We start from the raw sequence: 14,374 nt of genomic DNA, 5'->3' as shown, positions 1-14,374 counted from the left end.
TGTCGTTCTTCAGTGCCAGGCTCGGCCCCCCGGAGCGGATGTATCGAGAATGACTGTGAAGGTCTGGTCGAGGCGATTGCCGGCCTTGTCGACGGCCGTCACGCGAATGCTGTTGGATCCTGAACTCAAGAAGCCTGCCGCCCAGTTGGAACCTGTCCCGTAGCCGGACGAGTCGGCCCCCAGGTCATAGGGGCTCCCGTTGAGGAACACGGTCGAGGACTCATTGCCGTGAACGCGCACCGAAAAGTTGCTGTTCCCGTTGAGATACCCATTCTGGGCTCCATCGGGAGCGGCGTCCTTCGTGATCACCTCGGCCCAGGGAGGCACGGTATCCAGCGTGAACTGCAACGAACGGTCTGCGCTGACATTGCCCGCCGCATCGATCTGATGGATGTCGACGGCGTTGGTGCCATCGTCGAAGAACCGTGTGCTGAGTTGCGTCCCGACGCCTTGGCGCCAATGATCGTCGCCGGGCCCCTTGAACTCCCAGGCCGCGCCTGTTTCCAGGTTGTCGATGGAGACATAACCGCTCGCATTGATCAGATTGCCAGGCGCCGCTGCACCTCCCTGCTTGTGGACGCTGGCCACCACGGCGTCCGGCGCGATCGAGTCCAGCGTCACTGCCATCGACTCGATCTCGCTCACATTGCCGGCGAGATCGCTCTGACGAACATCGACAGTCTGGCTGCCTTCGTGCAATGCGGCGGCCCCCAGCGCGGCGCCCTGGCCCACGAGCCAGTCGCCGCCGTCGATCCGGTACTCCCAGGTCGCGGCGTCTTCCAGGCGATGGACCAGCAGGCTGCCTTGCGCATTGATCAGCGGCAGGCCGTTGCTGGTCACCAGATCGGGCCGGTCCGGCGCGAGGCTGTCACGCGTGACCGTGAGCGCCGTCACGGCACTGTCGTGACCGGTGCTGTCCGTCTGCATCAGCGTCACGTCGTTGCGACCTTCGAGCAGATCGTTCGCCGACAGTTTCGAGCCGTCGCCCACGTGCCAGTCGTTCTCGCCGTTGATGCGGTACTTCCAGGTCGCACCGGCCTCGATGTTGTCGAGGACGATGGTGCCCTGCAGGGACACGAGGCTGCCGTGCCCGCCGTCCACGTGCGCCTGCAACGGATCGGGCGCCTCAAGATCCTGCCGGACCGTCAACGTCGCCGCAGCGCCCGTGTTGCCCGCCGCATCGACCTGCACCACGTCGACATGGTTCTCGCCGGCCGCCAACGCGGCCGCAGGGATGCGTCCATCGTGGCCTTCGATCCAATCGCCCTGCCCGTTCACGCGGAACTTCCAGCTCGCGCCGCCTTCGATGCCGGAGACGTTGATGAAGTCGTGCGCGTTCAGCAGGTCGGTGCCGTTGCTGGTCTGCAGCAGCGGCGCGTCCGGCGGCGTCAGGTCCAGCGTCACGGCCAGGCTGGTCAGCGGTCCGTGTTCGCCGCTGGCGTCGACCTGGTAGGCCTCGATCCTGTTCTGGCCCGCGACGAGCGCGCCGGCCGGCACCTGGCCGTCCTTGCCCTCCACCCAGTCGGTCGCGCCATTCGCGCGGTAGAACCAGGTCGCGCCCGCCGCCAGGCCGGAGACGAGGAGCGTCCCGTCGTTGGTCAGGCCATCGGAGGCCGAGCTGCCGTTGTCATGCGCCAGCGCCAGCGTCGGCGCGAGCACCTCGTCGTGGACCCGGACCGCCAGCGTGGCGACGTCGCCGCGGTGACCCTGGTCGTCGAGTTGCGCGACCATCACGGCGTGGACGCCGCGGCTGAGGGTGCCGGCGTCGATGCTGCGGCCCTGCCCGGCGTGCCAGGTGTCGTCGCCGTCCAGGCGGTAGACCCAGGACGCACCTGGCGCTGCAAGCGCGACGTCCACGTGGCCGGCGCCGTCGATCGTGTCCTTGCCCGAGCTGGTGGACAGATGCGGCGCGGCGAGGAGCGCAGGCGCAGGTGGCGCAGGTGGCGCAGGTGGCGCGGGTGGCGCGGGTGGTGGCGGTAGCGCGGCCGCCGAGGCGTGGCTGTCGCCGCCCCGGGTGCCGGCCGCCACCCCGCCGGCCAGCAGGATGCCGGAACCGGCGACCATCCACGGCCACACGGCGGACTGGTTGCAATCCTCCTCCGTCCCGTCGCGGCGGATCTGCCGGCATTCCGGCTGTTCAGCCTGCTCGAGCGCCGGTTCGGTGCCGCGTTCTCCGGCCGACGCCGCACCCGCCGGCTGACTGCCGTCATCACCGCTTGCCGCCGATGCCATCGGGTCGTCGGCCGTCGCGGGTGCCTGGGCCAGGTCCGCGTCGTTGGCGTCATCGACTGGTACCGCCGTCGCGGACTCATCGGTGTGGCGGGGCTTGGCCACGCGCGTGTTCGAAGGCGCAGACACGGCGACGGCGGGGGCGTCTACGGAGCGCATCAGCAGCGAGGGCTGATCGGAATGTGCGGTGTTCATGGAAGTGGAGATGACTGGAGGAAAAGAGTGCGCTCAGTGTCCTGGGAGGCCCCGGTGGCGCGCGATGACACATCGCGGTCAAAAGCCCCCCTCACTGACCCATTTGTCGACTCGGCTCGTCAACGCTGTAGTCCGGGATAATCCATCCCATGGTCCTTGCCGAAATCACCGGCCTGTTCCTGTCCTGGCTCGCGCGCCTGATCACCGGCGCGCAGGGACACTGGAAAGGCTGTCCCCCGACGTCCGAACAGCGCATCTACTTCGCCAACCATCAGAGCCACTTCGACTGGGTCCTGATCTGGGCGTCGCTGCCCGGCGAACTGCGCGCCCGCACCCGCCCCATCGCCGCGCGCGACTACTGGACGAGCTCCGCGCTCAAGACCTGGATCACGACGGCGGTGTTCAACGCGGTCTACGTGAGCCGCACCCGCGCGACGCCCGACGAGGATCCGCTCGAGCCGCTGGTCGACACGCTGCAGGGCGGCGACTCGCTGGTCATCTTCCCGGAGGGCACCCGCTCCAACAAGGGCGCGCCGCAGGCCTTCAAGGCCGGCCTCTACCACCTGTCCGAGCAGTTCCCCGACGTGCAGCTCATCCCCACCTGGATCGACAACGTCCAGCGCGTCATGCCCAAGGGCGAGGTCGTGCCGGTGCCCATCCTGTGCACGGTCACCTTCGGTGCGCCGATCCGGATCGAACCCGGCGAGGACAAGCGCGCCTTCCTGGAACGCGCCCGCGCCGCGGTGATGGCGCTGCGACCCGGAGGGTGGAAGGAATGAGATGGCTCAAATCCTTGAACAGCGGCGAGCAGGTGGCCTTCCTGTTCGTCGTGCTGTTCGGCGCCTTGCTGCTGGTGAGCATCGGCTCGGTGCTGTGGTCGCTGCGCGAGCGCCCCGACCACGAGCAGGAAGCCTGGCAGGCGCGCTGGGCGCGCTTCCGCCACGAGCTCAACATGGTCTGGGTCGGCGCCTGCCTGTTCTGGGCTGCGTGGGTCTCGGGACCGGTCGGCGCGACGCTGCTGTTCGCCGTGTTCTCGTTCCTGGCCTTCCGCGAGTTCATCACGCTGCTGCACACCCGCCGCGCCGACCACCGAGGGCTGATCATGGCCTTCTTCGTGATCCTGCCGCTGCAGTACGTGCTGGTGGGCACGCGCCACTTCGACCTGTTCTCGGTGCTGATCCCCGTCTACGGCTTCCTCGCGATCCCGGTGGCCAGCGCGCTGGCCGACGACCCGGGTCGCTTCCTGGAGCGCAATTCGAAGATCCAGTGGGGCATCATGGTCTGCGTCTACGGCCTGTCGCACGCGCCGGCGCTGCTGCTGCTCGAGTTCCCGAAGTACGAGGGACGCGGCGCCTTCCTGCTGTTCTTCCTCGTGGCCGTGGTGGCCTGCGGACAGATCGCGCAGGCGCTCGCGACCAGCCGCTTCCGCGCCAAGCCGGTGGCGCGCCGCATCAGCCGCTCGTTCACGATGAAGGCCTGGTGGATCGGCGCCTTCACGGCGGCGCTCGTGGGCGCCCTGCTGTACTGGATCACGCCGTTCAAGGCGGGCCAGGCGGCGATCGCCGCGTTCGTCGCGGCGGGCTGCGGCAGCTTCGGCGTGTTCGTGATGCAGGCGCTCAAGCGGGACGCGGGCATCAACGCCTGGGGCAACCGCAGCGCCATCACCGGCGCGGTCGGCCTGCTGGACCGCATCGCGGTGATGTGCTTCGCCGCACCCGTGTTCTTCCATTCGGTGCGGTGGTACTTCCGCGCCGGCACCTGAAGCGCAGGGAGGCGACGGCATGCGCATCCTCGGCATCGACCCCGGCCTGCAGACGACCGGCTTCGGCGTCATCGACGCGGACGGGCCGCGGCTGTCCTACGTCGCCAGCGGCACGATCAAGACCAACGCGCTGCCGACCGGCGATCTGCCGGGCCGGCTCAAGATCCTCTTCGACGGCATCCGCGAGGTGGTGTCACGCTACCAGCCGACCTGCGCGGCGGTGGAGATCATCTTCGTCAACGTGAACCCGCAGTCGACGCTGCTGCTGGGTCAGGCGCGCGGCGCGGCGCTGACGGCGCTGGTGTCCTGCGACCTGCATGTGTCGGAGTACACCGCGGTACAGATGAAGAAGGCCATCACCGGACACGGCGGCGCGGCGAAGGCGCAGGTGCAGGCGATGGTGGCGCGGCTGCTGAAGCTGCCCGGCGAACCGGGCAAGGACGCGGCCGACGCGCTGGGCATCGCGATCATGGACGCGCATGCGCGCGTGTCCTTCGAGGCCATGGGCAAGCAGACGACGCTGCAGCGGCGGCAGCACGCGCAGTTCAAGGGGTCGCGGACGTATTGAGGGCTGGGCGCCGCACCGAGCGGCATCAGGCGGCGGCACCGGGGCCCCTCGCCGCTCACAGTCTTCCCTGCGGTCAGGGTTCGCTTCGAGGGGCCCCGGTGCCGCCGCCTGATGCTGCGCGAGGTCGTGGCCGTTCGATGCCGTCAGGGCTCGTCTTGCCAGTAGTCGAGATCGCCCTCTCCTACCTTGCGGATGGCCTCGAAGGGGCGGGTCGCCTTGTCCGGGCCGTGCTCGGCCATGAACTTGTTCGAGTCCGGGTAGACGCAGACCTCCGGCTGCTCCATCGTGCTGACGGACAGGTACTTCAACGGCGCCTCCGAGGTGTTGATGATGTGGTGCGGGTACTCGGGTCCGGCAGGGATGAAGATCACGTCGCCAGCCTTGATCGGCAGGCGCTCGCCGGCGACACGCAGTGTGCCGGTGCCCTCGAGGACGATGAACATCTCCTCCTGCGCGTAGTGCAGGTGGTACGGGCACGTCGTCTTGCCGGGCTCGACGATGTCGTAGGACGCGCCGAGCTTGCGCGCAGCAGTCCCGCGCGCGAGACGCGCGAAACGGGACTCGTACAACGGCTCGCGCTTGAACGAGGTCAGCTCGGCTTCATGGAAATTGCGGATCAGCTCGGCGGCAAGCGCCTGGGCGCGGTCAGTCATGCTGGGATCTCCTGGCAGCGAGTGGGAACCCCCAGGCTAGTGCCCGGATCGCCATCGAGCAAATCCCGCTGTCGAAGCTCCCGCTGAACACGCCTTTGAACGCGCTGTCGCCCGCGTTGCTGACCGCGCTGTTGGCCGCGCTTTGGCACCCGGTGTTGCAAGGAAATGTCTCCCGGGTGGAATAAGCTGGCCGTCTGCCGTGTTTCTCCACTACCCACCCACCAGGAGACCCTGCATGAAGATCACCCTGAAGCTCACCGCCGCCGCCCTGCTGATGGCGTCCGCCGGCCTGGCCGCCGCGCAGACGGCCCCCGCGACCGCCAAGGGCGACGCGCTGGTCGGCCCCAACGACATGACGCTCTACACCTTCGACAAGGACACGGCCGGCAGCGGCAAGAGCGTGTGCAACGGCGGCTGCGCCACCAACTGGCCGCCGCTGATGGCCCGCGCCGAGGACAAGGTCTCCGGCGACTGGTCCATCATCACCCGCGACGATGGGTCCAAGCAGTGGGCCTACAAGGGCAAGCCGCTGTACTTCTGGGTCAAGGATGCCAAGCCCGGCGAGCGGGGCGGCGACGGCATCAATCAGGTCTGGCACACCGCGAAGCCGTGACCGCAGCTCCGCTTTGGGCGCCCCGCGTCGTTGCACATCCTCGCCATAGCGCTGCTATGGCTGCGGTGTGCGCCTAGCGGTGCATCCCAAATCGAAGCCGCGGTCCCTGCGACACCACGCTTAACCGTTCCGACCATGCCCCTGGTCCTCGACGAAGCGCTCCCGCTGCTTCCCCGCCTGCGCCGCCACGCGCGGCTGCTGTGCGGCGACCATGCCCGGGCGGACGACCTGCTGCAGGACACGCTGGAACGCGCCGCCCGCAAGGGCGCGCTGTTCCATGCCGAGCCCGGACCGACGCGCCAGGACGCCCTGCGCAACTGGCTGCTGACGCTGATGCACCGGCTCTACCTGAACCAGCGGCGCGACGCGCGCGAGGCGCTGCACGATTCGCTGGACGAGGACGACGCGCCGCAGCCGGCGATCGAGGAACCGCAGCAACGCGTCGCCATGCGGCTGGATCTCGAACGGGCACTGGCGGCCCTGCCCGCGACCGCGCGCGAGATCCTGCTGCTGGTCTGCGTCGAGGAACTCAGCTACCAGGACGCCGCCCGCGTGCTGGACGTTCCGGTGGGCACGGTGATGTCGCGGCTGTCGCGCGCCCGCGAGCGGCTGCGGCTGTCGATGGACGGCGCGGCACCGGGTCGCCCGCCGCTGCGGGTGGTGAAATGAGCGCCGCACCATGACGCCCGACGACATCGACTTCGACGAATCCACCCTCCACGCCTACGTGGACGGACAACTGCCGCCCGAACGCGCCGCCCAGGTGGCGGACTGGCTGCTGCGCCATCCGCGCGCCGCGCAGCAGGTGCTCGGCTGGCGCGAACAGCGCGAGTCGCTGAAGGCGCTGCATCGTGACTGGCTCGATGAGCCCGTGCCGGCATCCCTCACCACCGCGCTGCGCCCGCCCGCGGCCGCGAATGCGTCGCGCTGGCCGCGCGCGTGGGCGGCGGCGCTGCTGCTGGCCGTCGGTCTCGGTGCCGGTGGCGCCGGCGGCTGGGGCGGTCATGCGTGGTGGTACGGCAAGAAGGAAGCCGCCGAGATGGCCGCCGCTGCCGCAGCGGCGCGTGCCGCCGGCCGCGACCCGTCCATCCCCGAATACGTCCGCGACGCCGCCATCGCGCACGCCGTGTACCAGCCCGAGAAGCGCCATCCGGTCGAGGTCGGCGCCGACCAGGCCGACCACCTGATCCAGTGGCTGAGCAAGCGGCTCGGCCAGCCGCTGTACGCACCGGTCCTGCGCGACTACGGCTGGAAGCTGGTCGGCGGCCGCCTGCTGCCGGCCGGCGACGACGCCACGGCCGGAGCGTCCGCCAGCGCGGCGCTGGCCCGCGCACAGTTCATGTACGAGAACGAGGCCGGCGAGCGCTTCACGCTCTACGTCAGCACCGGCGCGAGCTCGCCCGAAGCGCCGGTGGCCTTCCGCCTGATGCGGCGCGTCGAAGCGGGCCAGACCACGCGCAGCCTCTTCTGGATCGACGGCAAGCTCGCCTACGCGCTCAGCGGCAACTTCGACGAGCGGCGCCTGCGCGTGCTCGCCGACCTGGTCCACGCGCGCATCGGCATGATCGCGCGGGCGTCCTCCGCGCCCTGAGGCTCGCCCGGACCATGGCCCTGACCTTCCGGCGGTCAGGACCCGGCGGGCACAATGCGCCGCCATGTCGTCGTCCCTCTCACGCCTGATCCTCGGTCACATCCGCGGCCATTGGCGGCCGTACGCGGCCAGCGCGCTGATGCTCAGCACCATCGCCGTCCTGACGGTCTGGATCCCGCGACAGGTCGGCCACGTCGTCGACGCGCTGGTGTCGCACCGCCTCGCCGGCTGGCACCTGATCGGTCAGCTCGGCCTGCTCGTGCTGGCCGGCCTCGCGATCTACCTGCTGCGCGTGGGCTGGCGCCTGGCGCTGTTCCGTACCGCCTACGAACTCGGCCGGCAGCTGCGCATGCGGCTGTACGCGCAGCTGACGAATCAGGGCCCCGCGTTCTTCCACGCGCAGCGCACCGGCGACCTGATGGCGCTGGCAACCAACGACGTCGACGCCATCGAGATGGCCGCCGGCGAGGCGCTGCTCGCCGCCTTCGACGGCTCGCTGACGCTGGTCCTCGTGCTCGGGATGATGACCATCAGCGTCGACTGGCGTCTGGGCCTGGCCGCGCTCGTGCCCTTCCCGCTCATGGCCTATGCGTTCTGGCGCATCTCGTCGCGGATCCACGTGGCCTCGGCCGACTCGCTCAAGCGCTTCTCGACGCTGAACCAGCAGGTGCAGGACAGCCTTGCCGGGGTGCGTACCGTGCGGGCGCTGGGCCTTGTGCGTCGCAGCCGCGAGCAGTTCGGCGAGCTCGCCCGCGAGGCCGGCGACGCCGCCTACCAGGCGCAACGCTGGGAGGCGATGTTCGAGCCGGCCGTGGGCCTGTCGCTCGGCGCGGCGACGGTGATCGCGCTGGGCGTGGGGGCCTGGCTCGTCGGCACGGACGTCATCAGCATCGGCCAGTTGACCGCGTTCACGATGTACCTCGGCCAGTTGATCTGGCCGATGTTCGCGGCGGGCTGGGTGCTGTCGCTGCTGGAGCGCGGTCGCGCGGCCTGGTCACGGCTGCAGCCGGTGCTCGACGCGCCGGTCAGTCTGGTGGACACCGGCACCCGCGAGGTGCCGGCACATGCCGACCTCGCATGGGACCAGGTGTCCTTCCGCTATCCCGGCATGGCGCAGTCGACGCTCGAGGACATCGCCCTGACGCTGCCGCCGGGCCGCACGCTGGGCATCGTCGGCGCGACCGGTTCGGGCAAGTCGACGCTGCTGCGCCTGCTGCTGCGGCAGTACGAGCCCGACGCGGGCACCGTGCGGCTGGGCGGCATCCCCGCGCCGGAGATCCGCCTGGCCGCGCTGCGACGCACGCTGGCCTGGGTGCCGCAGGAGCCCTTCCTGTTCTCGGCGTCGGTCGCGGACAACATCGCCCTCGCGCGCCCGGATGCGACGCGCGAGCAGATCCGCGCGGTGGCGGAACTCGCCGCCGTGCACGACGACATCACGCGGCTGCCGCAGGCCTACGACACGCTGGTCGGCGAGCGCGGCGTGACGCTGTCCGGCGGCCAGCGCCAGCGCATCGCGATCGCGCGGGCGCTGCTGGCCGAAGCGCCGGTGCTGCTGCTGGACGATGCGCTGTCGGCCGTCGACAGCGGCACCGAGACGCAGATCCTCGACCACTGGCGCGCGCTGCGCCAGCGGCATCCCGAGCGCAGCCTCGCCGTCGTCAGCCACCGGCTGTCGGCAGTGATGGAGGCCGACGAGATCGTGGTGCTGAAGCAGGGCCGCATCGTCGAGCGCGGCCGTCACGACGAACTCCTCGCGCTGGGCGGCTGGTACGCCGGCCAGTGGCGCTATCAACAACTGGAGGCCAGCCTTGACGCCGCCTGAGAAGAGCGCCCAAAGCGCTCAGAACGACCACTCCCCGCGCGAGGCGCTGGCGCTGCTGGCGCAGGCCGCCGCGCCGGAGCGCCGCGGGCTGCTGAAGGGCCTGGGCTGGCTGGTCGTCGCCGCGTCGCTCGAGGCGATCGGCCCGATCCTGGGCAAGCACTTCATCGACGCGCACGTGCTGCCGCGGAATTTCGAGCTGGGCTCGATGGCGCTGCTGCTGGGCGCGATGCTGCTCGCGGGCTGGACCGCGAGCCTGCTGCGCTACGCGCAGCTGCGCCGCATGGCCTCGGTCGCGCGGCGGTCGGTGCTGCGCCTGCGCGAGCAGGTCTATGCGCACGTGCTCGCGCAGCCGATGGCCTTCTTCGACCGCAGCATCACCGGACAGCTGCTGAGCCGCATCACCAACGACACCGACGCGGTCAACAACCTGTACCGGCAGGTGCTGTTCGTGATGCTGGACTCGACCATCGTCGTGGCCGGCGCGCTGGTCGCGATGGCGTGGCTGGACTGGCGGTTGATGCTGATCGTTCTGGCGCTGGTGCCGGCCAGCTCCGGGATCATCTGGCTCTACCAGCGCGCCAGCAGCGGCCCGGTGCAGCGGGCCCGCGCGCTGCGCGCCGAGCTCAACGCCCAGATGGCCGAGAGCATGGCCGGGATGGCGATGCTGCAGTCGGCCGGCGCGGCGCAGCGCTTCGCGGCGCGCTACGAGACCGCCAACCGCGCGCAGCTGGAGGCGCGCGTGCAGGAGCTGCGCGCCAACGCCTGGCTGCTGCGTCCGGCGCTGGACCTGCTCAACGTGCTGCTGATCGTCACGGTGATCTACGGCTTCGGGCTGCGCGAGGTGTCCGGCATCGAGGTCGGCCTGCTGTACGCGTTCCTTGCCTACATCGCGCGCGTCGTCGAGCCCCTGATCCAGATCACGATGCAGTTCAGCCAGCTGCAGCAGGCGCTGGTCGCGGCGTCGCGCGTGCGCGCGCTGCTGCGCGAACCCAGCGAGCCGCGCTCGTATCGGCCGGACCTCGTCGTCGGCGCGGGCGCGATCCGCTTCGAACACCTGCAGTTCGCGTACAAGCCGGAGCAACCGGTGCTGCGCGACCTGGACCTCGACATCCCGGCCGGCAGCTTCGTCGGCATCGCGGGTCACACGGGCTCGGGAAAATCGACTCTGCTGGCGCTGCTGCTGCGCTTCTACCAGCCGCAGCAGGGCCGCATCCTGATCGACGGCCAGCCGCTGGACCAGTTGCCCGACGAGACCTTCCACGCTGCACTGGGCTTGGTGCCGCAGGAGCCTTACCTGATCGCCGGCAGCGTGCGCGAGAACATCCGCATGGGGCGAGCGATTTCCGACGAGAAGATCGAGGCGGCCGCCCGCGCCTCGCGCGCGCATGAGTTCCTCAGCGCCCTGCCGCAGGGTTACGACAGCCGGCTGGGCGACGGCGGGCTGGCGGTGTCGACGGGGCAGAAGCAGCTGATCGCGCTGGCCCGCGCACTGGCCGGCGATCCGCGCATCCTGCTGCTGGACGAGGCGACGGCCAACATCGACAGCGCCACGGAGGCGCAGGTCGGCGAGGCGCTGCGCGCGCTGCGGGGCCGGGTCACGGTGATCGCGATCGCGCACCGGCTCTCGACCATCCGCGAGGCCGACCAGATCGTGGTGTTGAACCACGGCCATCTGGACGAGCGCGGCACGCACGACGAGCTGATGGCGGTCGACGGCGGGATCTACCAGCGACTGGTGCAGCTGCAGGCCTTGGAGGAGTGACCCGACGGGTCGCACATCGCACAGGCATGAACTGACCCTCCTCGAATGAGGGATCAGAACAGCGTTGAGGCACGGGCGAGTGGCGCCCGATTCCCTAGAATCCGCGCGCCCTGGACGTCAGATCCTGCGGCTTCCAGGGAGTTCTCCTCATGCATCGATTCCTTCGCGGGGCGCGTCGCGTCCTGCTGTCCGCCGTTGTCTTGTCCGCGCTGAGCGCCTGCGGCGGCGGCGGCGGCGGCTCGACGCCGGTCACGCCGGTGGCGACCAACAATCCACCGCGCGCCAGCATTCTGGGCGGCGGCGATGTGCGGCCCGCTGCCGACGGCGCCGCGGGACTGGCCGCGACCCTGGGCGGGCTCGTGCGTCTGGACTCCGGAAGCAGCACCGATCCCGACGGCGATCCGCTCAGCCAGGAATGGAGCCTCGTGGCCAAGCCGACCGGCAGCCAGGTGACGCTGACCGACACGCAAGCGCGCGCGCTCCAGTTCCGACCGGATGTGATGGGCGTCTACACGGTCGCGCTCAAGCTCACCGATGGCCGGGGAGGCGTCATGACGCAGCAGGTGTCCATCAACGTGGACAACCGTGCGCCCTCGGGCAACGTCGTGGTCACCCCGGTCTTCACGGCAGTGCCGACCGAGCTGCCCCAGCAGTCCATGAGCATCGGCGGCACGGCGCTGTTCGACGCGGCGCAAAGCAGCGATCCGGACGGACACCCCGTCTCCATCCGCTTCGAACTGACGAGCCGGCCCGACGGCAGCGCCGCCCGACTGACCGTCGACGGCAAGCAGGCGAGGCTCGAGGCCGACCTGGGCGGCCTCTACCGGGTCAAGGTGATCGGCAGCGACGGCCGCGCCAGCTTCGAGACCACCTACTCGATCTCCGCCGACCACCGCGCGCCTACGCCCACCGTCACGGTGCAGACCGAATTCAAGCCGGTACCGACCGAAGAGCCGCCGCGCAGCATCACCGTCGGCGCCACGATCGTCGTCGACGCTTCCGGGAGCATGGGCTCGGACGGACGGCTGGCGGACCTGCGCTTTGAACTGGTGGGCAAGCCGGCGGGCAGCGCCGCGGTCATGGCACCGGACAACCGACGCATCTTCCTCGGCACCGATCTCGCGGGCACCTACAAGGTCAAGGTCACCGGCACCGACTCGCGCGGCGCCAGCTTCGTGAACACGCATGTCTTCGTCGCCGACAACCGCGCGCCCCTGCCGGTGATGGTCAACTCCATCCTCGTCAGCGAGCAGTTCACCGCGCCGGTGACGCTGGACGGCACGGTGGGCTACATGGCCCAGCTGGACAGCAGCAACTCGACCGACCCCGACAACAACATCACCGGCCGGACCTGGAACCTGACCAGCCGACCGGCAGGCAGCGCGACCGCGCTCTCGGCCACGACGGGCGCGTCGATCAACCTGCTGCCTGACACGCTCGGCGACTATGTCGTCTACCTGACCGTCACCGACGCCCTGGGCGCGCGCAGCAGCAAGGTCATCACCGTGCGCGTGGGCAATCGCCGCCCGGTCGCCGAGATCGGCACCAACTCGACGCCGCAGGCGCTTCCCGCCGCGCCCGTGCAGAACCTGGCCAGCGGCACCCAGATCACGCTGCGCGGCGGCAACAGCGTCGATGCCGACGGCGATCCGCTGACCTATCTGTGGACGATCGACAGCCGGCCCGCAGGCAGCACCGCCGCCCTGTCTTCGAGCAGCGCCGTCAACCCGAGCCTGACCGTGGACCGGGATGGGACCTTCGTCATCCGCCTGCGGGTGACGGACACCGCGGGCGCCTATTCGGAACGCACGATCCAGTTGAACGTCGGCCCTCGCGGCCCGGTGGCCCTGGTCGATCGCGCCCGCGTGACCATGGTCACCGGCGACACGGCACGCGCCACCGGCGCGCTGAGCTTCGACCGCGACGGCGGAAGCCTGAGCTATCAGTGGACGCTCGACGTCCGGCCGGCCGGCAGCAGTGCCACGATCCCGACCCCCAGCCAGGCCGCGCTGAACCTGGTGCCGGACGTCGCCGGCCAGTACGCGGCCACCGTCACCGTGTCCAACGGCCAGCAGAGCGCCAGCGCCACGGTCGAGCTCAACGTGATTCCCGCCATCGGCGCCAGCGCGACGCTGGCCTTCACGCCGCTCGAGGCGCACTACAGCGCTTCGCTCGACAAGCTGGTCCTGTCGACCGCGTCGCCCGACGCCTTGCGCGTCGTGGATCCCTTCAGCGGCTCGGTGCAGACGATCGCGCTGCCCGCCCCGCCGTTCAATTTCAGCGTGAGCCCGAACGGGCGTCTGGCAGCGGTGATCCACCAGGGCGGCCTCGTCACCCTGGTCGACCTGGTCACGCTCACGGCGATCCGGACCTCGCATACCGGAGGCAGCCAGTACGAGGCGCTCGTGGACGACGAGGGGTTCATCATGCTGCTCGCCGGCGGCGCGAACTCCCTGCTGATCACGATCAACGGCTACACGGGCGCCTACGTGATCGACCACGACTACGCCTCCGTCAGCTACGACGTGGGCAGCAGCCGCGGCGGCGTCGTGGCAGGTCGACTGAACCGCGTCTTTTCGGTGGATAGCATGTCCTCGCCGGGCGTCACCGGCTTCTCCTACCGCTCGCCGACACCGGCCACGGTGCCTCCGCCTCCCAGCAGCGTCCCGCAGAACAACACCTACTACGCCGAGGCCCCGTTGTCCCTGACGGAAATCCAGGATGTGGTGGTCTCGACCAACGGACGTTATTTCCGTACTGCGGACCGGCAGTACGCCGGCGCGCTCAACGGTGTCGTGAACGGCGTCGTCAGCTTCAGCAACTTCGCGGCGACCGGAGAATCGCTGGTCGTGGAGCCCACGACGATGCAGTACGGCAGCGGCTGGTGGTACGGCGGCGCCTACGACCTGCCCACCACCTACAAGCGCTTCACGACCGGGCTCTTCCTGCCCGACGCCGCGCCGCTGCCCGCGCCGGTCATCGGCGGCCAGCAGAGCCGCCTGCTGCGGGTGTTCCACAGCACCGCGGGTCGCCACGTGCTGCTGCTGCAGACCGGCGGCACCACGCCGCGGTCCTCCGGCACCAGCTACTACGTGGTCGCGCGCTGACGCGCCGATACAGGCAGCGCCATGACAAAGGGCCGCCGGATCACTCCGGCGGCCCTTCTTCATTCAGGCGTC

At 70.0% G+C, this 14,374-nt stretch carries 11 protein-coding genes; 9 read left to right on the top strand and 2 right to left on the bottom strand.

All coding sequences use genetic code 11. The annotated features are described in order from the left end of the window. Window positions 1-9: 9 nt before the first annotated feature. The gene (locus ACQ859_RS08645; RefSeq protein ID WP_431265436.1) at window positions 10-2,424 is read right to left on the bottom strand and encodes a hypothetical protein; all 2,415 of its coding nucleotides are present in this window, start codon (window positions 2,422-2,424) and stop codon (window positions 10-12) included. A gap of 149 nt (window positions 2,425-2,573) precedes the next feature. On the opposite strand from ACQ859_RS08645, the gene ACQ859_RS08640 reads away from it, so the two are divergent. The 3 genes from ACQ859_RS08640 to ruvC are packed head-to-tail and all read left to right on the top strand — an operon-like array spanning window position 2,574 to window position 4,754. Beyond that, on the top strand, window positions 2,574-3,203 hold the full coding sequence (locus tag ACQ859_RS08640) for a lysophospholipid acyltransferase family protein (protein ID WP_431258913.1): 630 nt from the start codon (window positions 2,574-2,576) through the stop codon (window positions 3,201-3,203). Continuing rightward, window positions 3,200-4,186: a phosphatidate cytidylyltransferase gene (locus tag ACQ859_RS08635; RefSeq protein ID WP_431258914.1), complete on the top strand. Its 987-nt coding sequence runs from the start codon at window positions 3,200-3,202 to the stop codon at window positions 4,184-4,186. The genes ACQ859_RS08640 and ACQ859_RS08635 overlap by 4 nt, the downstream gene beginning before the upstream one ends. 19 nt (window positions 4,187-4,205) lie before the next feature. Further along, window positions 4,206-4,754 (top strand): crossover junction endodeoxyribonuclease RuvC, encoded by a 549-nt coding sequence (gene ruvC, locus ACQ859_RS08630; protein ID WP_088406119.1) that lies wholly within the window; start codon window positions 4,206-4,208, stop codon window positions 4,752-4,754. A 143-nt stretch (window positions 4,755-4,897) separates the two neighbouring features. Here the strand turns inward: ruvC and ACQ859_RS08625 are convergent, their stop codons facing one another. Continuing rightward, complete coding sequence (locus tag ACQ859_RS08625) at window positions 4,898-5,407, bottom strand: cupin domain-containing protein (protein WP_431265435.1); 510 nt, start codon at window positions 5,405-5,407, stop codon at window positions 4,898-4,900. Between the two features lie 235 nt (window positions 5,408-5,642). Between ACQ859_RS08625 and ACQ859_RS08620 the strand changes: the two genes are divergently transcribed. From ACQ859_RS08620 to ACQ859_RS08595, 6 genes are all read left to right on the top strand, one after another. After that, on the top strand, window positions 5,643-6,020 hold the full coding sequence (locus ACQ859_RS08620) for a COG4315 family predicted lipoprotein (RefSeq protein ID WP_431265434.1): 378 nt from the start codon (window positions 5,643-5,645) through the stop codon (window positions 6,018-6,020). Between the two features lie 135 nt (window positions 6,021-6,155). Beyond that, window positions 6,156-6,689 (top strand): RNA polymerase sigma factor, encoded by a 534-nt coding sequence (locus tag ACQ859_RS08615; protein WP_197507037.1) that lies wholly within the window; start codon window positions 6,156-6,158, stop codon window positions 6,687-6,689. A 10-nt stretch (window positions 6,690-6,699) separates the two neighbouring features. Then, window positions 6,700-7,611 carry an anti-sigma factor family protein gene (locus ACQ859_RS08610; RefSeq protein WP_431265433.1) on the top strand — a complete coding sequence of 304 codons (912 nt, stop codon included), beginning with the start codon at window positions 6,700-6,702 and terminating at the stop codon, window positions 7,609-7,611. Window positions 7,612-7,675: 64 nt separating this feature from the next. Further along, a complete protein-coding gene (locus tag ACQ859_RS08605; RefSeq protein WP_431265432.1) occupies window positions 7,676-9,433 on the top strand; it encodes an ABC transporter ATP-binding protein in 1,758 nt (585 codons plus the stop codon). Next, entirely contained in the window at window positions 9,420-11,195 is a 1,776-nt protein-coding gene (locus tag ACQ859_RS08600; RefSeq protein ID WP_431265431.1) for an ABC transporter ATP-binding protein, read from the top strand. The genes ACQ859_RS08605 and ACQ859_RS08600 overlap by 14 nt, the downstream gene beginning before the upstream one ends. Window positions 11,196-11,344: 149 nt before the next feature. Further along, complete coding sequence (locus tag ACQ859_RS08595) at window positions 11,345-14,302, top strand: PKD domain-containing protein (protein WP_431265430.1); 2,958 nt, start codon at window positions 11,345-11,347, stop codon at window positions 14,300-14,302. Window positions 14,303-14,374 lie beyond the last annotated feature (72 nt).

Source organism: Roseateles chitinivorans (assembly GCF_050632235.1).
Classification (GTDB): domain Bacteria; phylum Pseudomonadota; class Gammaproteobacteria; order Burkholderiales; family Burkholderiaceae_C; genus Roseateles; species Roseateles chitinivorans_A.
The sequence above is the reverse complement of the archived record's forward strand: the minus strand, read 5'-3'. Positions and strand labels throughout refer to the sequence as shown.

Coding starts and splice junctions, on each gene's coding strand:
- ACQ859_RS08645 (WP_431265436.1), bottom strand. CDS start 2,424: ATGAACACCGCACATTCCGATCAGCCCTCGCTGCTGATGCGCTCCGTA.
- ACQ859_RS08640 (WP_431258913.1), top strand. CDS start 2,574: ATGGTCCTTGCCGAAATCACCGGCCTGTTCCTGTCCTGGCTCGCGCGC.
- ACQ859_RS08635 (WP_431258914.1), top strand. CDS start 3,200: ATGAGATGGCTCAAATCCTTGAACAGCGGCGAGCAGGTGGCCTTCCTG.
- ruvC (WP_088406119.1), top strand. CDS start 4,206: ATGCGCATCCTCGGCATCGACCCCGGCCTGCAGACGACCGGCTTCGGC.
- ACQ859_RS08625 (WP_431265435.1), bottom strand. CDS start 5,407: ATGACTGACCGCGCCCAGGCGCTTGCCGCCGAGCTGATCCGCAATTTC.
- ACQ859_RS08620 (WP_431265434.1), top strand. CDS start 5,643: ATGAAGATCACCCTGAAGCTCACCGCCGCCGCCCTGCTGATGGCGTCC.
- ACQ859_RS08615 (WP_197507037.1), top strand. CDS start 6,156: ATGCCCCTGGTCCTCGACGAAGCGCTCCCGCTGCTTCCCCGCCTGCGC.
- ACQ859_RS08610 (WP_431265433.1), top strand. CDS start 6,700: ATGACGCCCGACGACATCGACTTCGACGAATCCACCCTCCACGCCTAC.
- ACQ859_RS08605 (WP_431265432.1), top strand. CDS start 7,676: ATGTCGTCGTCCCTCTCACGCCTGATCCTCGGTCACATCCGCGGCCAT.
- ACQ859_RS08595 (WP_431265430.1), top strand. CDS start 11,345: ATGCATCGATTCCTTCGCGGGGCGCGTCGCGTCCTGCTGTCCGCCGTT.